The sequence below is a fragment of the uncultured Bacteroides sp. genome (assembly GCF_937912035.1).
In the GTDB taxonomy this organism is placed as follows: Bacteria; Bacteroidota; Bacteroidia; order Bacteroidales; family Bacteroidaceae; genus Phocaeicola.
Genome location: NZ_CALDPF010000055.1, coordinates 57110 through 77080 on the forward strand (window position 1 = coordinate 57110; position 19971 = coordinate 77080).

General features: G+C 36.6%; 16 protein-coding genes. 10 read left to right on the forward strand and 6 right to left on the reverse strand.

Annotated elements, in window-relative coordinates:
• Nucleotides 1–80: 80 nt before the first annotated feature.
• The 3 genes from Q0486_RS15195 to Q0486_RS15205 all read left to right on the forward strand — a co-directional run bounded on the left by Q0486_RS15195 (nucleotide 81) and on the right by Q0486_RS15205 (nucleotide 4622).
• Nucleotides 81–2405 (forward strand): family 20 glycosylhydrolase, encoded by a 2325-nt coding sequence (locus Q0486_RS15195; protein ID WP_299235255.1) that lies wholly within the window; start codon nucleotides 81–83, stop codon nucleotides 2403–2405.
• 117 nt (nucleotides 2406–2522) lie between these two features.
• On the forward strand, nucleotides 2523–3320 hold the full coding sequence (locus tag Q0486_RS15200; RefSeq protein WP_299235258.1) for a glycoside hydrolase family 16 protein: 798 nt from the start codon (nucleotides 2523–2525) through the stop codon (nucleotides 3318–3320).
• A gap of 66 nt (nucleotides 3321–3386) precedes the next feature.
• A complete protein-coding gene (locus Q0486_RS15205) occupies nucleotides 3387–4622 on the forward strand; it encodes an anaerobic sulfatase-maturation protein (RefSeq protein WP_299235261.1) in 1236 nt (411 codons plus the stop codon).
• A 179-nt stretch (nucleotides 4623–4801) separates the two neighbouring features.
• On the opposite strand, the gene Q0486_RS15210 is transcribed toward Q0486_RS15205, so the two are convergent.
• On the reverse strand, nucleotides 4802–6859 hold the full coding sequence (locus tag Q0486_RS15210) for an HDIG domain-containing metalloprotein (RefSeq protein ID WP_299235264.1): 2058 nt from the start codon (nucleotides 6857–6859) through the stop codon (nucleotides 4802–4804).
• Nucleotides 6860–6943: 84 nt separating this feature from the next.
• Here Q0486_RS15210 and gltX point away from each other — a divergent pair, with 84 nt between their 5' ends.
• From gltX to Q0486_RS15230, 4 genes are read left to right on the forward strand one after another with little or no spacing between them, the layout of a single operon-like run.
• The gene (gene gltX, locus Q0486_RS15215) at nucleotides 6944–8470 is read left to right on the forward strand and encodes a glutamate--tRNA ligase (RefSeq protein ID WP_299235267.1); all 1527 of its coding nucleotides are present in this window, start codon (nucleotides 6944–6946) and stop codon (nucleotides 8468–8470) included.
• 9 nt (nucleotides 8471–8479) lie between these two features.
• On the forward strand, nucleotides 8480–9346 hold the full coding sequence (locus Q0486_RS15220; RefSeq protein WP_299235270.1) for a lysophospholipid acyltransferase family protein: 867 nt from the start codon (nucleotides 8480–8482) through the stop codon (nucleotides 9344–9346).
• Nucleotides 9347–9396: 50 nt separating this feature from the next.
• Complete coding sequence (locus Q0486_RS15225; protein ID WP_299235273.1) at nucleotides 9397–10389, forward strand: Stealth CR1 domain-containing protein; 993 nt, start codon at nucleotides 9397–9399, stop codon at nucleotides 10387–10389.
• A gap of 26 nt (nucleotides 10390–10415) precedes the next feature.
• Nucleotides 10416–11288: a glycosyltransferase family 92 protein gene (locus Q0486_RS15230; RefSeq protein WP_299235276.1), complete on the forward strand. Its 873-nt coding sequence runs from the start codon at nucleotides 10416–10418 to the stop codon at nucleotides 11286–11288.
• Here Q0486_RS15230 and Q0486_RS15235 read toward each other — a convergent pair whose 3' ends face one another.
• The 4 genes from Q0486_RS15235 to Q0486_RS15250 all read right to left on the reverse strand — a co-directional run bounded on the left by Q0486_RS15235 (nucleotide 11289) and on the right by Q0486_RS15250 (nucleotide 15120).
• Nucleotides 11289–12374 (reverse strand): glycosyltransferase family 1 protein, encoded by a 1086-nt coding sequence (locus Q0486_RS15235; protein ID WP_299235279.1) that lies wholly within the window; start codon nucleotides 12372–12374, stop codon nucleotides 11289–11291.
• 169 nt (nucleotides 12375–12543) lie between these two features.
• Entirely contained in the window at nucleotides 12544–13329 is a 786-nt protein-coding gene (locus Q0486_RS15240; RefSeq protein WP_299235282.1) for a glycosyltransferase, read from the reverse strand.
• 21 nt (nucleotides 13330–13350) lie between these two features.
• Nucleotides 13351–14136, reverse strand: a complete 786-nt coding sequence (locus tag Q0486_RS15245; RefSeq protein WP_299235285.1) for a glycosyltransferase — start codon at nucleotides 14134–14136, stop codon at nucleotides 13351–13353.
• A 156-nt stretch (nucleotides 14137–14292) separates the two neighbouring features.
• Nucleotides 14293–15120: a glycosyltransferase family A protein gene (locus tag Q0486_RS15250; protein WP_299235288.1), complete on the reverse strand. Its 828-nt coding sequence runs from the start codon at nucleotides 15118–15120 to the stop codon at nucleotides 14293–14295.
• Nucleotides 15121–15508: 388 nt separating this feature from the next.
• Here Q0486_RS15250 and Q0486_RS15255 point away from each other — a divergent pair, with 388 nt between their 5' ends.
• Together Q0486_RS15255 and Q0486_RS15260 are read left to right on the forward strand one after the other, a co-directional pair.
• Nucleotides 15509–16579 (forward strand): glycosyltransferase family 1 protein, encoded by a 1071-nt coding sequence (locus Q0486_RS15255; protein ID WP_299235291.1) that lies wholly within the window; start codon nucleotides 15509–15511, stop codon nucleotides 16577–16579.
• Between the two features lie 9 nt (nucleotides 16580–16588).
• Entirely contained in the window at nucleotides 16589–17530 is a 942-nt protein-coding gene (locus Q0486_RS15260) for a glycosyltransferase (protein WP_299235294.1), read from the forward strand.
• 58 nt (nucleotides 17531–17588) lie between these two features.
• On the opposite strand, the gene typA is transcribed toward Q0486_RS15260, so the two are convergent.
• Complete coding sequence (typA, locus tag Q0486_RS15265; protein ID WP_154043765.1) at nucleotides 17589–19391, reverse strand: translational GTPase TypA; 1803 nt, start codon at nucleotides 19389–19391, stop codon at nucleotides 17589–17591.
• 238 nt (nucleotides 19392–19629) lie between these two features.
• Here typA and Q0486_RS15270 point away from each other — a divergent pair, with 238 nt between their 5' ends.
• Nucleotides 19630–19881 (forward strand): hypothetical protein, encoded by a 252-nt coding sequence (locus Q0486_RS15270; protein WP_008781377.1) that lies wholly within the window; start codon nucleotides 19630–19632, stop codon nucleotides 19879–19881.
• The last annotated feature ends 90 nt before the right edge of the window (nucleotides 19882–19971 follow it).

Below are 19971 nucleotides of genomic sequence, written 5' to 3' on the forward strand. Positions count from 1 at the left end.
TCAGATATAGAAAATGAGTCGGCGGACTTGGTTGCAGGTTCACCGACTCATTTATGTTTAAAATCAATAAGAATTTTTTTATGATAATGAAAAAAAATATATTTCCTGCAACACTGGTAGTAATGGCATTGTGCCTTGTCGTGACTGGATGTAGAACGACTGAAGAGCGGGAAATCATTCCCTCACCGGCAGAAGTGGTTGTAACGGAGAATAAAGGTTATTGTATAACTCCACATACTACAATATACGCTTTAGGCGATGAAAAGAAAGAAGTGGCAAGATATCTTTCGTCGCTTTTTGAATCTTCTTCCGGATTCAAAATACATGTTACCGAAGATGATAACGCAGCCATACGTTTTATAGCAGACAGTACCTTGGCAAAAGAATCGTACAGACTGAAGGTAGACGCCAAAGGTATTGATGTTTCTGCCTCAGACAGGAATGGTTTCTTCTATGCAGTACAGACTTTGAGAATGGCACTTCCTCCACAAATAGAGTCTTCTGAAGGAAATTCCAGACAAGAATGGTATATTCAGTCTATGGACATAAACGACGGACCTAGATTCAGCTATAGAGGACTAATGGTAGATGTCGCTCGCTATTTTATGCCCAAAGAGGATTTGATTAGGGTGATAGACTGTATGGCTATGTTGAAGCTGAATAAGCTTCATCTGCATCTGACTGATGACACAGGCTGGAGACTAGAAATAAAAAAATATCCGCGTCTGACTGAGGTCGGGGCATGGCGTCCTGACAGAGGCGACACTCCTTTTTACGGCAGAAGAAACAGACAGGAAGGCGAGAAATGTACTGTTGGTGGTTTCTACACACAGGAGGATATGAAGGAAATTATCAGATATGCTTCTGAAAGACAGATAGAGATAATTCCAGAAATTGATGTGCCGGCCCATTCGTGTGCGGCATTGGCATCATATCCTGAGTTGGCATGTCCCAACGTAAAAAAGGAAATAAATGTCCTTCCGGGATTAGGTGGACGAGACACTGAGATAATTTACTGCGCCGGTAATGAGAAGACTTTCGAGTTTTTGGGTGACGTAATTGGTGAAGTGGCAGAACTGTTCCCGTCGGAGTATATTCACATGGGTGGCGATGAGGCCAATAAGTTCTATTGGCAGACATGTCCGTTGTGTAGAAAAAGGATGAAACAGGAAGGGATTGCCCACGTAGAGGATCTGCAAGGATACTTCATGCAGAGAATGAGTGACTGTGTGAGAGCTAACGGAAAGAAAATGATGGGATGGGACGAGTTGACCAACAGCCGTGTACCGGACGGAACTGTGATTTTCGGTTGGCAAGGCTACGGTAATGCTGCATTGAAAGCTGCCGCACAGGGACACAAGTTTATACTTACTCCGGCAAGACTACTTTATCTCATCAGATATCAGGGACCTCAATGGTTCGAACCTGTAACCTACTTCGGTAACAATCTTATGAAAGATATATATGCCTACGAGCCGGTGCAGGAAAGCTGGAAAGAAGGCTACGAAGACTTATTGTTGGGCGTGCAAGCTTCTATGTGGACCGAGTTCTGTAATACGGCTGATGATGTTACCTATATGATTTTCCCACGTCTGGCTGCCTTGGCAGATATGGCATGGAGAAAGAAAGGCACAAACGACTGGGAAAAATTCCAGAAAGGATTGGATAACTTCCTGGCTCACTTGGATGTAAAGGGGGTACGCTATGCGAAGTCTATGTATAATATACAGCATAAATGTGTGCCTGCTGACGGAAGTGTAAGTGTTGAATTGCAATGTGAACGTACTGATGTGGAAAAAAGATATACTACTGACGGTAGCGCACCGAATGCGAAATCGAATTTGGTTTCAACGGCTTTTCCTGTGGAAGAGAGTACGGTTGTAAATGTTGCGTCTTTTAAGGACGGCAAACAGATGGGTGAGACTCTTTCTTTGCAGATTAATTTCAATAAAGCAACAGGAAAATCTATTGAAAGTGCAAATAAAGACGTATATTTGCTCACAAACGGTGTCAGAGGAAGTAAGAGACAGTCTGATTTTGAGTGGTGTACTTGGGCCAACTCCGATGCGGTGTTTACCATTGACCTTAAAGGTGCGCAGGAAATAGAAAGTATCGGTATAGGATGTCTAACAAACTATGGTATGGGAGTACACAAGCCTAAAAGCATTAAAGTGGAGATCTCTGATGATAATAAATCTTTCAGACTATATTCCGAAAGGAAATTCTCTGTCCAGGATATATTCCGTGAAGGAAATTTTGTGGAGGATATAGTTTTCGAGGAAGGTAATACAAGTGCTGTATACGTCAGAATTACCGCAAAAGCTGCAGGACTTATTCCTGAAAATCATTTTATGCGTCCCGGGCAGATTTCGAAATTCTGTTTTGACGAGATAATAATAAAGTGAAACAATCATTTTTTACTACAATGATAAAGGATTTGATAATTCCAAGGATATTCTGGCAATAGGATTTAAAAGTAACAGAATTATAAATTAATTTCTCATAATAGTAATTAACAACTAATGAAAAATAATATTTTGTTTACTATTGTATTTTTTATTCTCTCTTTCCAGGCCGTAGTATGTCAGGAAAGAGAGAACTCATATAAACTGATTTGGAAGGAGAACTTCAGAGGAAATAGTGTTGACGAAGAATTATGGAGTAAAATCCCAAGGGGTAAGTCAGATTGGAACAGATATATGTCCGATCATAATTCTTTATACAAGGTAAAAAGGGGAAAACTTATATTACGTGGTGTGGAAAATGAAGGAATAGTTCCAAATGATACTGCAAGGTTTCTGACCGGAGGAGTATTTACAAAAGGTAAATTTTCTGTCGGATACGGTAAGGTTGAAGTTAAAGCCAAACTTGGAGCCGCACAAGGAACGTGGCCTGCTATTTGGATGTTGCCAGAAAAAGGGAAATGGCCTAATGGAGGAGAAATAGACATTATTGAAAGATTAAATCATGATGATTTTGTGTATCAAACCATACACACGCACTACACTTATGTATTGAATGAGAAAAATATTCCTCCACATAGCGGAACAGCTGCAATTAATCCTGATGATTACAATATATACGGTGTGGAAATATTACCGGACAAAATAATATTCTCTGTAAACGGTAAACAGACACATACATACCCTAAAATAGAAACAGATAAGCAAGGACAATTCCCATTCGGTACACCATATTATTTGCTGATTGACATGCAAATAGAAGGAGCATGGGTAGGAAAAGCCAATACTGATGAACTACCTGTAGAAATGATGATAGATTGGGTGAAGGTATATGAATTAGATAATTTTTCCCGATAATTTATTTGCACATGCCCCTATATTTCTATTCCTTTGTAACCGAAAGAAAACAAAGATAAATACACCATGAAACAAACATTTGCACCTTTTGCCAAGCCGCTATATGTGATGACTAAACCTGTAGGAGCGGTATGTAACTTGGCTTGTGATTATTGCTATTACCTTGAAAAATCAAATTTATACAAGGATACATCAAAACATGTAATGAGCGACGAACTTCTGGAGCGCTTCATCAAAGAATATATAGGCTCACAGACTATGCCGCAAGTTCTCTTTACATGGCATGGGGGAGAGACGCTTATGCGTCCGCTCAGTTTCTATAAGAAAGCTGTAGAACTTCAGAAACAATATGCCGGTGGAAGAACCATTGACAACTGTATACAGACCAATGGTACATTGCTCACTGATGAGTGGTGTAAGTTCTTCAAAGAAAACAATTGGCTTGTGGGAGTATCTATTGACGGACCGCAGGAATTTCACGACGAGTATCGACGTAATAAGCAAGGACTTCCTTCGTTTGTAAAAGTAATGAGAGGTATAGAACTACTTAACAAGTATGGGGTGGAATGGAACGCCATGGCTGTAGTGAATGACTATAATGCCGATTATCCGGTGGAGTTTTATAATTTCTTCAAGTCCATAGGTTGCCATTATATTCAGTTCGCTCCAATCGTGGAGAGAATATTCAAACATAATGACGGTCGTCATCTGGCATCGCCTATGCAGGAGGGAGATAAACTGGCTGACTTTTCTGTGACTCCGGAACAATGGGGGAACTTCCTTTGCAGACTTTTCGACGAGTGGGTGAAGAACGATGTAGGGGAATATTTCATACAGATATTCGATTCTACACTGGCTAACTGGGTAGGAGAGCAACCAGGTGTATGTTCTATGGCTAAGACATGCGGACATGCCGGAGTGATGGAGTTCAACGGTGATGTATATTCGTGCGATCATTATGTGTTCCCTGAATATAAGCTTGGTAACATCTATCAGAAGACACTGGTAGAGATGATGTACAGCGAAAGACAACAGGAATTCGGACTGATGAAACAAAAATCACTACCAACACAGTGTAAGGAGTGTGAGTTCCTGTTTGTATGCAATGGTGATTGTCCTAAGAACCGTTTTGCGAAGACTGCTACGGGAGAACCGGGACTGAACTATCTGTGTAAAGGATATTATCAATTCTTCAAGCATGTAGCCCCTTATATGGACTATATGAAAAAGGAGCTTCTGGCCGAACGTGCTCCTGCAAATATTATGGAGGCTATCCGTAATGGAGAAATCGTAATAGAATAATTACCGTTACACGAACGTGTCACGCGCGTAACACCTTCGTGTAACGGGCGCGTCACGTTCGTGTTACACGCGTAACACGTCCGTGTCACGCTAACTGTTTCTTGATGTTTGGACAAAAGTTTCTTGAGTCCTGAAAAATATCTTTAGATTTTTGATAAATATTTTCTGAGTCCGGGAAATCATTTTTTTAGTTCCGGATAACTTATTCGCGTGTGATACATTGTCTTAAGTTTTTCCTTGAACACGCTTTTCACAGTAGCAATATCCTTGAATGTTATAGGACATTCCTTGAAGTAACCTTCCTGTACTTGCGAGTCAATAATCTTGTCCACCAAGGCAGAAATGCTCTCTTCCGTATATTCCGGCAGGCTTCTTGATGCCGCTTCCACAGAGTCGGCCATCATCAGTATGGCCTGTTCCTTTGTGAATGGATTAGGGCCAGGATACTGGAATGCTGTCTTGTCTACTTCCTCGTCAGGATGCTCATTCTGATATGATATGTAGAAATATTTGGTAAGTCCGTTACCATGGTGAGTGCTGATGAACTCTTTTATGACCGAAGGCAGGTTGTGCTTGTCCGCAAGTTTGAGTCCGTCGGTGATATGGCTTATCACTATCTGTGCGCTCTGTTTGTAGTTCAGTTGGTCGTGCGGATTTACTCCCGACTGGTTTTCGGTGAAAAACGCAGGGTTCAACATCTTGCCTATATCGTGATACATAGCTCCTGTACGCACCAACTGGCTGTTTGCACCTATACGGTTGGCGGCCGCTGCAGTAAGGTTGGCAAGTTGCAATGAATGCTGGAATGTTCCCGGGGCTGTTTCCGACATCTCCCTCATCAGTTTTGTGTTGATATTCGAAAGTTCTACCAAGGTAACATTGGATGTAAATCCGAAAGTCTTTTCAAGGATAAACAGCAGAGGATATGTAAACAGTAGTAGCAGTCCGTTAATGACGAAATTCATGTATACGTATGTGCTCAACTGGGCAATCTCGCTCACGTGTACCAGGTCAAGGGCAAGGTAGAGTAGAGAGTATGCCAGAGTGATGATAAAAGCGCTGTTTAGTAACTGTGATCGTTGCGACAATTCCCTCAAACTGTATATTGCGGCCATTCCTGCCACTGTCTGCAGCAGTATGAATTCGTGTGGGGTTCTGAGTGCTATGGAAGTTATAAGGATAGTTACTATGTGTGCCATAAATGCCGTACGTGAATCCAGGAATATCTTTATAAGCATTGGAATCATGGCAAATGGTACTATATAAACACTTAAAAATGCATGTTCAACCATGAGGAAAGCTATTACTGGAAATACCACAATGATACTGAACAATAGATACAGTTTTCCTCTCACTTTATAGAAATCGCAGCGGAATATCTCAAGATATACCATGAACAGAGCTACCATTATTGATACAAAAAGAATCTGTCCGAACAGTGTAAGGCGTTTTTCTGTCACTGTCTCGCTACGGTTGTTCCATTCCTTTTGCATGGAACGTAGTATATCAAACTTCTTTTGGTCTATAATTTCTCCGCGGTCTATAATCTTCTGGCCGTTCATGACATATCCTATAGCCCATGAGATATTGGAGAGGAGTTCCTGTCTGGCGGTCATGGATTTTTCCGAATCGTATGTCAGATTAGGAACAATATAGTCGTTCAGATTACATTGTTGCAACAGAATTTTGTTGAAATGAACAGTATCTGCGTTTATCAGTTTCTCGTAAGCCTCCTTTATGGTGTATATTTCACTGACACTTCTTTTGACAGCCGTGTTCTGTGTTATTGTCTGTATGGTTGAGGCTCCTTCCTGCTTCAGTTGCTCCATGTCGTTTGGAGAAATGACTCCTGTCTCGTAGATTTTCTCCAAAGTCCTTTCTATATGCCTTTTGTAGTTGGCATATTCCTTTATAATCAGCGATTTGTCGTCATAATCTTTTTTTAGCTTTTCTATCATTTCCTGTCCAGTCTCGGCATTAAGATGATAGTATGGAGAATAGAACTTTAGAATACTGTCCTGTTCTGCCTTAACCTGTTCTTCTCCTTTATATATCGGAAAATCGAATGATGCCTGAAGCAGTCCGTATTTCCATGGCTTGTTCAGTTCAAACTGATAATTGAACTTACCTTCCTTAGGCATGAAATAGACGATGATTGACACAGTGACTATAAAAATAGCACATTTGTAGAGGAGTTGTTTGTATGAAAATGTATTGTCTTTACGGAAAGTTTTCATAATCAATGTATATTTTGGGTGCAAAATAAGCAAAAAACGGGAAAATTAGATTACTTTTGCGTAATATTTTAGTTGAAAATCAATATGTCAGAAAGAAAAGTAAGAGTTCGTTTCGCGCCTAGCCCTACAGGTGCGTTGCATATCGGCGGTGTGCGTACTGCCTTGTATAATTATCTCTTTGCCCGTCAGCATGGCGGAGACCTTATTTTCCGTATAGAGGATACTGACTCAAACCGTTTCGTTCCCGGTGCGGAAGAGTATATCATCGAATCGTTCAAATGGTTGGGAATCAAATTCGATGAAGGCGTAAGTTTTGGTGGAAACTACGGACCTTACCGCCAGTCGGAACGTCGTGATATATATAAAAAATACGTTCAGGTTCTGCTTGATAACGGTAAAGCATATATTGCTTTCGATACTCCTGAAGAACTTGATGCCAAGAGAAAGGAAATCCCTAATTTCCAGTATGATGCTACTACACGCCTTTCAATGCGCAACTCATTGTCTATGAGTAAAGAAGAGGTAGATTCTCTTATCGCTGAAGGAAAACAGTATGTAGTACGTTTCAAGATAGAACCTAATGAGGATGTACATGTAAATGATATTATCCGTGGTGATGTGGTTATCAACTCGTCTATACTTGATGATAAAGTGCTGTACAAATCGGCTGACGAGCTTCCTACATATCATCTTGCAAATATTGTTGACGATCACTTGATGGAAGTTACTCACGTAATACGTGGTGAAGAATGGTTGCCTTCTGCTCCGCTTCATGTACTTCTTTACAGAGCATTCGGTTGGGCAGACACAATGCCTGAGTTCGCTCATTTGCCTTTGCTTCTTAAACCAGATGGAAACGGTAAGTTGAGTAAGCGTGACGGCGACCGTCTTGGTTTCCCTGTATTCCCATTGGAATGGCATGATCCAAAGAGTGGTGAGATTTCTTCAGGATACCGCGAATCAGGTTATCTCCCTGAAGCTGTTATCAACTTCCTTGCCTTGTTGGGCTGGAATCCAGGTAACGACCAGGAGATTATGTCGCTTGACGAACTGGTAAAACTTTTCGATTTGCATCGTTGCAGTAAGGCTGGGGCCAAATTCGATTATGAAAAGGCACGTTGGTTCAATCATGAGTATATCTTGAAGAAAGATGATGCTGAAATCGCAGAATTGTTTAAGCCTGTATTGTCAGCACATGGTGTGGATGTATCTGCATATAGTGATGCTTATTTAACTTCTGTAGTTTCATTGGTCAAGAGCCGTGTGAACTTCGTTAAGGAATTATGGGATCAGGCACGTTTCTTCTTCGTGGCTCCGGATTCATACGCTGAAAAGGATATCAAGAAACGCTGGAAAGAAGATACTCCTCGCATAATGAACGAGCTTATAGAAGTACTTCGTGGTATTGAAGATTTCAGTTCAAAACCATCTGAAGATATAGTTATCGGCTGGATTACTGAGAAGGAATACCACATGGGTAATGTTATGAATGCATTCCGTCTTGCTGTTGTGGGCGAGTGTAAAGGACCTCATATGTTTGATATTACTGAACTTCTTGGTAAGGAGGAGACTATCAGACGTATTGAAAAAGCGGTAGAAGTACTGAAATAAATTAATAATATGACATATCACCTGCTTTCTTTTTTCATGAAGTTGTTGGCTATATTGCCTTTCAGAGTGCTATATTTTTTATCGGACTGTATTTATTATTTAATATATTATATAGTCCGATACAGACGTACAATTGTGCGTAAGAACCTGATAGAGTCTTTTCCTGAAAAAAGAGAGCAGGAGATTATACTTATAGAAAAGAAATTCTATAAATTCTTTACAGATAATATATTTGAAAGCTTTAAAATGGCAACAATTTCTAGAAAAGAGATAAGTTGTCGTATGAAGTTTAAAAATGTAGAAGCTGTAAATTCACTATTAAATGAGGGAAAATCAATATCTCTGTATTTAGGCCATTACGGAAACTGGGAATGGATATCATCTATGCCTCTGCATCTAAAAGAAGGAGTAGTAGCGGCTCAGATATATCATGAACTGCATAATGATGATATGAACAGGCTCATTCTTAATAACCGTGCACGTATGGGGGCTGTAAATGTTGAAATGCGTAAAACGGCACGTTATATTAATGAACTTTCAATTCAAAATAGGGTCTCTATTATAGGTTTTATAGCTGATCAGTCACCTAAGAAGCAAGATTCGCGCTATTTCATTCCATTTTTGAATCATAATGTACCTGTGCTTACAGGAACTGAAAAAATAACAAAACATTACGGTTTCGAGGCTTTGTTCATTAAAGTACGGCGTGTTAAAAGAGGGTATTATGAGGCAGAGTTTGTTAAGATGCACGACAATCCGAAGTCATTGCCCGATTTTGAACTTACTTCTATTTATTTCAGTATGTTGGAGGATATGATTAAAGCGGCTCCTGAACTTTATTTATGGACGCACAATCGTTTTAAACATGCAATATAATTGTGTTGAAATAATGTAAAGTAAAATCAAGAGAAAAGAGTAATAAAATTATGGATATAGATTTTGTAGTCACATGGGTTGATATGGATGACCCAAAATGGCAGGCTGAATTTGCCAAATATTCGGGCAAGAAAGAAAATACCAAGAATGGAGTGTCCAAAGCAAGATTCAGAGACTATGGATTTCTGAAATACTGGTTCAGAGGAATTGAGAAATTTGCTCCATGGGTAAGAAAAATACATTTTGTCACAAGTGGACAGAAACCAGCCTGGCTTGACGAGAATAATCCTAAGATTAATCTTGTCAATCACAAAGACTATATTCCTGAACAGTTCCTTCCTACATATAACTCAGTGGTTATAGAACGATATATTCATCGGATACCTGATTTGGCGGAACATTTTGTCTATTTCAATGATGATTTCTATATTATAAGTCCTACGGGAAAGGAACGTTTTTTCCGTAATGGTTTGCCATGTGATATTGCAGTTTTTCAATATAATCCTTCATGGTCTCAATGGTATCGGAGAATAAAGAATAATCTGAAAATAATAAACCGTTGTTTTGATAAGAAAGAAGTAATGGCACGCGACCATGATAAATGGTTCCATCCAAGTTATGGATCACGTGCACGTTGGAATTATATACTTAAACCTTACGGTAAGTTTATTACTTTACGCACTCCCCATAACGCACAACCATATTTGAAGAGTACTTTTGAGGAAGTTTGGGCTGTGGCGGAAAAAGAACTTACTGAGACTTCTGTCAATAAATTCCGTGCATTGAATGACTATACGCCTGAGCTGTTCAGGACATGGCAGATATGCCGGGGAAATTTTGAGCCATATAATACATATAGTGACACAAAAATGTTTCCTCTAATGGTCAGACCAAAACAGGCCGTAAAAGCTATCTATAATCAATCATACAAATTAATATGTCTGAATGATAATGTACATATTCGTAATTATGAACAGGTTATGGAGAATATAAATAATGCTTTTGAATCAATACTTCCTGAAAAGTCAAGTTTTGAACTGTAAATATTTTAACTTCAATCCTTATCCCGATGAATAAAGTACTGGCTGAAATAATAGCAGGGGTCATTCCTTATAAAATGACACGTAATAAGTGGCGTGGAATTCTTCGATATGGGCTATTGAATGCTATAAAGCTGAAATATCGGATGAAACGTGATAAGACTGTTCCAAAGTATTATCTTGCGGTATGTGCTATAGCTAAAAATGAAGGACCATATTTTAGAGAGTGGATCGAGTGGCATAGGAAACAAGGGGTGGAGAAATTCTATATATACGATAATGAGAGTAATGACTGCACCAAAGAAGTTCTCTCTCCTTATATTGAATCCGGTTTGGTTGAATATAATTACTGGCCTGGTCGGAAGCAGCAATTGGCTGTATACGATAATTGTTTTGAGAAACATCGTACCGATGCACGTTGGATTGCAGTTATTGATTTGGATGAATTTATAGTTCCAATCAAGGATAAAAACATTCCGGACTTTCTACGTCGGATGGAGAAGTTCTCATCTGTAGAGATAAATTGGTTGGTATATGGAAGTGGTGGCGCTAAAAAACAGGTGCCTGGTGATATTATGGATAGATTCAGGAAACATTCTCTTCCAGATCATCGACTTAATACACACGTAAAAAGTATTGTAGATCCTAGGCGTGTGTGTACTATGGTAGGATGTCATGAGGCTGCACGAATATCAGGTCAGGCGGCAGATTCACATGGGGTACCATTGAAAAAAGGCTTTCGTGACCGTGTACCTCAACAGGATGTTATTCGCATAAATCATTATGCTGTAAAATCATACGAGGAATTCTTAGCTAAACGTGCACGTGGACGTGCCCGCATTAACACGTTGCGTGATTTTAGCTATTTTGAACAATATGATTTGAATGAAATAGAAGAATAATTATTCTTCTATACCCAATATTTCCAGATAATATTTAATATATTGGTCAACACAGTTGTCCCAATTGAAGCGGGAGGCACTTTTTATTAGTCTTTCTGGATAATCGCTGGAAGCATCATATAATGCTAATTTATCCTTTAATACTTCTGCCATCTTTTGGGGAGATAGATCTTCCCAATAAAAAGCTTCATTTCCACCAATCTCAGGCAGAGAAGTTAACTTTGAAAGGAACACAGGTTTGCCAAACTTCATTGCTTCAATAGGAGGAAGTCCAAAACCTTCACATAATGATGGAAAGAGAAATGCTTTACAAAATTTATAAAGTGTAGCTTTCTCTGATTCTGTTACATTTGATAATATATATATATTATTAATTCTGTTGTCTGATATCTCACGTTTAATATTTTTTGCGTAATTACTATTCCAGTTTCCCGCTATAACAAGATTATAATCAGGAAGATATTTCATCATTTTTACCAATAGATGCACATTTTTTTTGGGTAATAGACTGGATATATGAAATAAAAAGTTTTTTGGTAAATTACTTGGAAGTGTTTCTTCCTGGAATGAGTTTGAAAGGTCTGTTACTCCATTATATATAATTTTCTTAGGTAGTTTTACATTGAAATGCTCCTCAGTATCTTTACATGCAAATTCAGATATATAGCTTATATAATCAGTTTTGTTTATTTTCCCCTTAAATTTATTTATTGCTTTTTTTAATTCTTCGTTTTTTTTCTCGTATATAAAGTTTATATCATGAATTGTTAGCAGTTGTTTCTTTGCAAAATAAAGATTTTTAATTTTATTATATTGGTATGGAATATGAAATAGATCTGCTTTAATTGGATAAAATGGAGCTATACCACGAAGTAGAGCTGGCATACATATATAGTGTACATTATTTCCGAAGTAACCTTTAAATTGTGGAGGAAGAATAAAGTATAACTCTATACCATATTGTGAACGCAGTTCAAAAGCGCGTTCACTTAATCTTTTACCTATTTGTCTACAAAATTCACCAACTCCAACGTATGGAGTAGTTATTGGATATGAGTCTATTACTATTTTCTTTAAACTAGGCATATAGATAATAATTCTATTATGTATTATAGTTTATACTATGTATAACTGAAAATGTAAGGAAGCCAGATTATATCTTTACCATAATATCTAGTATTTCTATATACACTAAATTACTTAGTAAGATATTATCTAATTATTTAATAATCAATTGATGCTAGTCTTGCAATGCTTATTTTTTATTGTTCTCTAATTTTTTTCTTATCAGAGGATAATAATTAAGAATTTTATCAAGAGCTTCTTTGTTACGATCATCTCCAGATTTTAAATTAATTGCTTTTAAAGCTAAATTATCAGGTTTACCGACTTCTTTAACTATATTTCTGCCATTGGGAACAGGTACAACATAAGTTCCTTTTGATACTGCAGCTGCCCAAAACCATATATCGTCATTGGTTGGAGCCAGTTTCATGAATAGTGCTGGATCTAACATGTTCTCATCTAATGATTTAGGGGGATATAATACTCCGCCAACTCCTGTTTGCATTGCGAAATAATCGAAATGATGCCTTCTGAAAATAAAATCATACCATTTATATTTTCTCCATTTACTATAAGGTTTATTAATCTGAATACGTCTTACTCTATGAGCAATTATGGCATTCGGTAAGAGACGGTGTAACCTGACTAAACTACGTAATAAATTCTTTGGATAGTATATATCGTCGTCAATAGTTACAATTATGTCGTTGGGAAAATCTTTAAGGGCTGGAATTAGTTTTTTGTACGACCGTATCTCGCTGGGGTCAAATCTTACTTCAAATATAGGATTATCGGATTTCAGCATTTCTAACTCCTGAGGAATGGTATTGTCCGGAAATTTTTGAGAGTCAAGATATAATACAATCTTGTCAGGTAACAAAGATCCCTGTAGAATGGATTTTATTGATTCTACAGCATACGGTATTGCTTCAGGAAATGAAGTTAAAGATATTATAATTCTTTGTTTTTCGTTCATTATTTTACGGTATTATTAATGTCATAGTCCAATTTTTTTCCCTATCTCAGGATATTGATTAAGAATAGCTTTTAATGCTGCAGCATTTCTGTCTATACCTGATTTATAGTTGATCGTCTTTAATGATAATTCACGTGGCTTCTCAAGCCCTTTTGGCTTGTTGTAACCAAAAGGTACGGGTATGACGGTTCTGCCGTTTGCAACACCTGCAGCCCAAAACCATATATCATCTGTTGTTGGAGCAATTTTTGTAAATAGTTCAACGTCTAGCATTTCTGTTTTTAATGAATGAGGTGGATACAATACACCACCAACGCCTGTTTGTATATTTCTTGTGTTTGAATGTATTCTTTTTAAAATAAATCTATACCATCTGTATTTTTTCCATTTGTGGTAAGGCTTATCTGGTTTCATTAATTTAGCACGATGTGCTAGTATATCATTAGGGTATTGTTTATGTAGATTCAATAAATCACGTATCATGTGTTTATGATATGATACATCATCATCAACAGTTATAATTATTGCATCAGGAAAATCAATTAATGCAGGGATGAGTTTACGATATGATCTAATATCTTTATCGTAATTTCTTATCTCAAAAATAGGATTAGTATTTGATAATTCAATAAGTTCCGTTGGAATACCGTTTTCGCCAAATTGAGAAAATGTAAGATATAGTACAACTTTATCAGGAAGCACAGAGCTGTTAAGTATTGATTTAATAGCTTCGGCTGCATATGATATTGCTGCAGGAAATGAAGTCATTGATACGACTACTTGTTGTTGGAGCTTGTTCGGACTCATATTGTTGTAATTATTACGGATTTTGTTGTAATATAGCAAAGGTAGAAAAATTTTTATATATTTCTGATTCTGTGAATTATTAGTTATAAAATTGTAATCATATATATTGAATCTAATCTTTCTTTTATTTACAACAAAGTTATTTATTATATAATATTATTTCTTCTTCTTTGAATGTTTAGGGAATATCTTATACCATAATTTTCGATACCATTTATTGTAATGTTTTATATATTTCCCTTTATAATAATTCAACTCTTGAAGTAACTCTATATGTGTACCATAGTATTGAATGTATTTATCAAAATGCTTTTTGTATACGTACATTATTACTTTTTTGAAATTATCATCTTTCCCACATTCAGTACTTCTTGATATTTCTTTGATTCTGTATTTGAATAATGCTTCTTTTATTTGGTAGACTTTTTTATTGGTATTTAAAAGACGCAGATAAAACTCCCAATCTTCTAGACCTATAAGCATATTTTCGTCATATCCTCCAATTTTAATGCAATCCTCTTTTTTAAATAAAGATGTACAAACAATACGATTGCCTAACAATAATGAAGCGTAACAGTCATATTCTGGTAAATCCCATTCTCCTTGTTTATCTCCGAAAAATGTAGTCTTTGAATAAGCTAAAATACAATCTTTATGTTCATCAAACATTTTAAGACATTTTTCGATATATGTGGACTCTAAAATATCATCAGGATCCAGAGGTAGAATAAATTCTCCAATAGCATTCATTATTGCATTATTGCGTGCTGCAGAAACTCCTTTGTTTGGTTGCGCAAAGTATTGTATTCTATTATCCTTTGCTACATATCTCAAGGCAATTTCTTCGGTATTGTCTGTTGAACCGTCATTGATTATTATAGCTTCCCAGTTATGGTATGTCTGTTTCAAGATGGACTCTAAGGCATCAGTCAGAAACTCTCCTTGATTATAACATGGCAAAATTATAGATACAGTTTTTCCCATTAATAGTGATGATTGTAATAAAATTAATTATATTATATAGATAATACTAGTTTACTGGAAACGATTATATATTATTATCTAGTAACCATGTAAAGTACAATTCTATATGCAATATTCGTAAATAAAATCAATATATGCAAGTCATCGAAGTGTAATTTAGTACTTGATATGAGTCATATTTAAAAAGAATAGTAATTTTTTAAGTAGGAAATATACAATATTGAATGTTGTAATTTAATATAGTCGGTTCGCTAGGTCTGTTATTATTTTTTACTTTATAATTTGTATGTAGTGCTTTTTCTAAATACGTAGCTGCTTTAATAGTCCAATAATTATAATCTTACGAAATTAATTCATATTTTTGTGTGAATTATACATCTCATTAGTAATGAAAAGGATAGTAATAGAAGCATATTCATTAGATACGCCTTATGTAGGTGTTGGAGAATTTTGTAATAAATTGTTCTCAGGAATAGTAAAAAAATCTAGTTGGTTACGAGAAAACTATGGTATAGAATTGTATTTTATTGTTTCTCCACATAATAATGGTTGTTTAGGAAATGATGTAAAATATATTTCTGTGAATAAAAAAAAGAGATGGATTCTTCTTTTTTATCCTTTTAGTATTTCTCTTTTTTATGCACCTCATCAATATTGTAAATGTTTAAAATATATAAGGGCGAAGAGAAAACTGATGACTGTGCATGATGTGAATTTTTTCTATGAGAAAACTGGTAGTGATCTTGAACGTGAAATATTTCATTTTAAGAAGAAAGTAAATAAAGTAGATTATATAAACTATATATCAAATTTTTCTCAAGAAGATACTGAAAACCATTTTCATACAAATAAGTCATGTGGAGTAATTTATAATGGTGTTACAAATTTATCCGATAAAGTTATTGGACAACAATTTTTTGATATTGATTTGCCAAAGAGTTTTATGTTTCACATATCAAGCCTTCTTCCAAAGAAAAATGTTCATTTGTTGATAGAAATGATGGATTATCTTCCAGAACGTAATTTATTAATTGTTGGTGATTGGAATCATCCTTATGGTGAGGAAAATATTCAAAGAATAAGGAATTCTAAATATAATAATATATATATACTCAGCAATATTACGGAAGATCAGAAAGCATATTTATATTCAAAATGTGAAGCATTTTTGTTTCCTTCTTTATGTGAAGGATTTGGATTACCTCCTATTGAGGCTATGTCATTTGGAAAACCTGTCTTCCTTTCTAGACTTACTAGTTTGCCAGAAATTGGTGGAGATGTAGCCTTTTATTGGGATGAACTTGAGCCTCAGAAAATGGCGGAAATTGTACAAGAGAAAATGATTCTTTTTAATTCTGATAGCAGCTATTCTTATAGAATAAAAGGAAATTCTAAGAAATTCAATTGGGACGATTGTGTGAGGGGATATTTGGATTTATTTATTAAGTACGCTAAATAATTGATAATCATGAATGATAATAGGCTTGCTGTCATAATCCCAGCTTATAAGTGTGAGTTTTTGGGAGAAACATTAACATCATTATCTGAACAGACAGATAAAAGGTTTAATGTATATATAGGAGATGATGCTAGTCCTTTTAATTTATTTCCGATAATAAAAGAATTTGAAACACGACTCTCGATAAAATATAATTTTTTTTCAGAAAACTTGGGTGGAAAAAACCTTGTTGCTCAGTGGAATAGATGCTTTGAGCTTATTAATGATGAGGAGTATTTTATTATGTTCTCTGATGATGATGTAATGGCGTCAGATTGTATAGAAAACTTTTATAAAACAATTGAGTTAAATAATAATTATGATGTATACCATTTTAATATTAATATAATTGATAAGGATAGTAAAATCATTGACAAATGTCCTGAATTTCCGGATGTTTTATCTTCATTGGAATTCCTTAGGAAATTGTATTGTAATGAGATAGATGCAAGAATGCCAGAGTTTGTATTTCGTACTGAACATTTTAAACAAGTTGGAGGATTTATAGATTTTGACTTGGCTTATAGAACTGATAATGCCGCTGTTATTGCTTGTGCTAAGAAAAATGGAATATATACAATACCAAATTCAAAAGTATTGTGGAGAGAAAGTGGTATTAATGCGTCATCTTCAAAAAACTTGAATCCTATAGTTTTGTATAAAAAATGTAAGTCTACAATAGAATTTCTTAACTGGATAGATACTTTTTTAAAGAATGATAATATAAAATGGCCTCTATCTCTATCTAAGAGGAGAAAGATAATAATGAATGAGTTGTTACCTGTATATAATGCTATGGGAATGAAGGTAAGTGTAGAACTATTAAGAAAATTAAATGAAGCAAATAACTCTATTTTTATCTTTTTATATTATTATTATAAACTGTGTAAGAAAATTTTGAAATTAGAATAAATGAAACGAGGAAGAAAATCATTTTCTTCCTCGTTTCATTTATTCTAATTATTTCTTATCAGTTCTTGTTTGCACGTTTACGTTCAGTTTCGTCAAGTATTATCTTACGCATACGCATACTCTTAGGAGTAACTTCTACGTATTCGTCTTCCTTGATGTATTCCAACGCTTCTTCAAGTGAGAATATTACCGGAGGAATAATACGCGCCTTGTCGTCTGAACCGGAAGCACGCATGTTTGTAAGCTTCTTCGATTTTGTTACGTTGATTACCAAGTCATTCTCATGTACGTGTTCACCTACTACCTGTCCTGCATAAACCTCATCCTGCGGATAGATAAAGAACTTACCTCTATCCTGAAGCTTATCTATTGCATATGCAAATGCTGTACCTGATTCCATGGCTATCATTGAACCGTTTGTACGGCGGTCTATCTCACCCTTATATGGTTGGTATTCCTTGAAGCGGTGTGCCATGATAGCTTCTCCCTGAGATGCAGTAAGTACGTTTGTACGTAAACCGATGATACCGCGTGAAGGCATATTGAACTCAATGTTTACACGGTCGCCCTGAGTTTCCATTGATGTAAGTTCACCTTTACGGCGAGTCACCATATCAATCATCTTGCTTGAGAATTCTTCAGGCACGCTGATTGTAAGTTCTTCGATAGGTTCGCATTTCACTCCGTCTATTTCTTTGAATATAACCTGTGGCTGACCTACCTGAAGCTCATAACCTTCGCGGCGCATTGTTTCGATAAGTACAGACAAGTGGAGCACACCACGTCCTGAAACAATCCACTTACCATCTTCGTTTTCAGTCTTTCTCACGCGGAGGGCAAGGTTTTTGTCAAGTTCCTTCATCAGACGGTCGTGTATGTGACGTGATGTCACAAACTTACCTTCCTTGCCAAAGAAAGGAGAGTCGTTTATAGTAAAGAGCATACTCATTGTAGGCTCGTCGATAGCGATTGGTGGAAGTGGTTCTGGATTTTCGAAATCGCATATAGTATCACCGATTTCAAAACCTTCTATACCCACTATTGCGCAGATATCACCAGAAGAAACCGATTCTACTTTTTTACGTCCTAGACCTTCGAATGTATGTACTTCTTTTATTTTTGATTTGACCAATGTACCGTCACGTTTGGCCAATGTTATATTCATTCCTTCTTTGATTGTACCTCTGTGTACACGTCCTACAGCTATACGTCCTGTGTAAGAAGAATAGTCCAATGATGTGATAAGCATCTGTGGGGTACCTTCAAGAATCTGTGGAGCAGGAATATATTTTACGATTGCATCAAGCAGTGGAGTGATACTGTCTGTAGGAGTCTTCCAGTCTTCACCCATCCAGTTGTTTTTTGCCGAACCGTACAGTACTGGGAAATCGAGCTGGTCTTCAGTTGCGTTAAGGCTGAACATCAGGTCGAATACCATTTCGTGTACTTCTTCAGGACGGCAGTTTGGTTTGTCCACCTTGTTTACTACTACGATTGGTTTCAGTCCTATCTGGAGAGCTTTCTGCAGTACGAAACGTGTCTGTGGCATAGGACCTTCGAAAGCGTCCACCAAAAGAATACAACCGTCTGCCATGTTCAGCACACGTTCCACTTCACCACCGAAATCGGCGTGTCCCGGAGTGTCTATGATGTTTATTTTAGTACCCTTGTAATTGATTGATACGTTCTTTGAAAGGATTGTTATACCTCTTTCACGTTCCAAATCGTTGTTATCCAATACCAGCTCACCGTTTGTCTGGTCTCCGCGGAACAGGTGTCCCGCCAGCATCATCTTGTCCACCAACGTCGTTTTACCATGGTCAACGTGGGCAATGATGGCAATGTTTCTAATGTCTTGCATACTATACCTATATATTTGGCTGCAAAGGTACGATTTTTATTCTAAAAAATATTTGGCTGTTAACGATTATTTTTTATCTTCCGTATCTTCTTTACTTTTAAATGTAGAGGGAGTGGTGCCATAGAAATCGACAAAATGCTTTCTGAAGGTGGAGATGTCATTATAACCAACCATCTCATGACAGGTATCATGACATCCGTTATTACAAGATCCGGTATTAAGTATAAAGGAGAATGTTATGAGCAGCCTGTTAGAAATCATGGATAAAAAATCATGCGGTAAATGGTATGCCTATGAACAGTCTGCTTTTTATTTGAGCCGGATGATGCTTGAGCTTTCTTTAGACCGTTATGTGATGGAAAATGCTTTGTGGCTGGCAAGGGCGGAAATTGATGTAAACCGGATTTCTTGGGATAAAGTTATCAGTCATAGCCAATCCGAATATGTATTGCACTATAGGTTCCATGAGTGGCTGGTTGAAATAAAATAGCGATAGTTTAAAAAGGGTCCAGTCCGAAATTCGTGAAGAAATGGTTTCGGACTGGGCACTTTTATTCATCGGATGGAGAGAAATCGGGTT

Coding starts and splice junctions, on each gene's coding strand:
- Q0486_RS15195 (WP_299235255.1), top strand. CDS start 81: ATGATAATGAAAAAAAATATATTTCCTGCAACACTGGTAGTAATGGCA.
- Q0486_RS15200 (WP_299235258.1), top strand. CDS start 2,523: ATGAAAAATAATATTTTGTTTACTATTGTATTTTTTATTCTCTCTTTC.
- Q0486_RS15205 (WP_299235261.1), top strand. CDS start 3,387: ATGAAACAAACATTTGCACCTTTTGCCAAGCCGCTATATGTGATGACT.
- Q0486_RS15210 (WP_299235264.1), bottom strand. CDS start 6,859: ATGAAAACTTTCCGTAAAGACAATACATTTTCATACAAACAACTCCTC.
- gltX (WP_299235267.1), top strand. CDS start 6,944: ATGTCAGAAAGAAAAGTAAGAGTTCGTTTCGCGCCTAGCCCTACAGGT.
- Q0486_RS15220 (WP_299235270.1), top strand. CDS start 8,480: ATGACATATCACCTGCTTTCTTTTTTCATGAAGTTGTTGGCTATATTG.
- Q0486_RS15225 (WP_299235273.1), top strand. CDS start 9,397: ATGGATATAGATTTTGTAGTCACATGGGTTGATATGGATGACCCAAAA.
- Q0486_RS15230 (WP_299235276.1), top strand. CDS start 10,416: ATGAATAAAGTACTGGCTGAAATAATAGCAGGGGTCATTCCTTATAAA.
- Q0486_RS15235 (WP_299235279.1), bottom strand. CDS start 12,374: ATGCCTAGTTTAAAGAAAATAGTAATAGACTCATATCCAATAACTACT.
- Q0486_RS15240 (WP_299235282.1), bottom strand. CDS start 13,329: ATGAACGAAAAACAAAGAATTATAATATCTTTAACTTCATTTCCTGAA.
- Q0486_RS15245 (WP_299235285.1), bottom strand. CDS start 14,136: ATGAGTCCGAACAAGCTCCAACAACAAGTAGTCGTATCAATGACTTCA.
- Q0486_RS15250 (WP_299235288.1), bottom strand. CDS start 15,120: ATGGGAAAAACTGTATCTATAATTTTGCCATGTTATAATCAAGGAGAG.
- Q0486_RS15255 (WP_299235291.1), top strand. CDS start 15,509: ATGAAAAGGATAGTAATAGAAGCATATTCATTAGATACGCCTTATGTA.
- Q0486_RS15260 (WP_299235294.1), top strand. CDS start 16,589: ATGAATGATAATAGGCTTGCTGTCATAATCCCAGCTTATAAGTGTGAG.
- typA (WP_154043765.1), bottom strand. CDS start 19,391: ATGCAAGACATTAGAAACATTGCCATCATTGCCCACGTTGACCATGGT.
- Q0486_RS15270 (WP_008781377.1), top strand. CDS start 19,630: ATGAGCAGCCTGTTAGAAATCATGGATAAAAAATCATGCGGTAAATGG.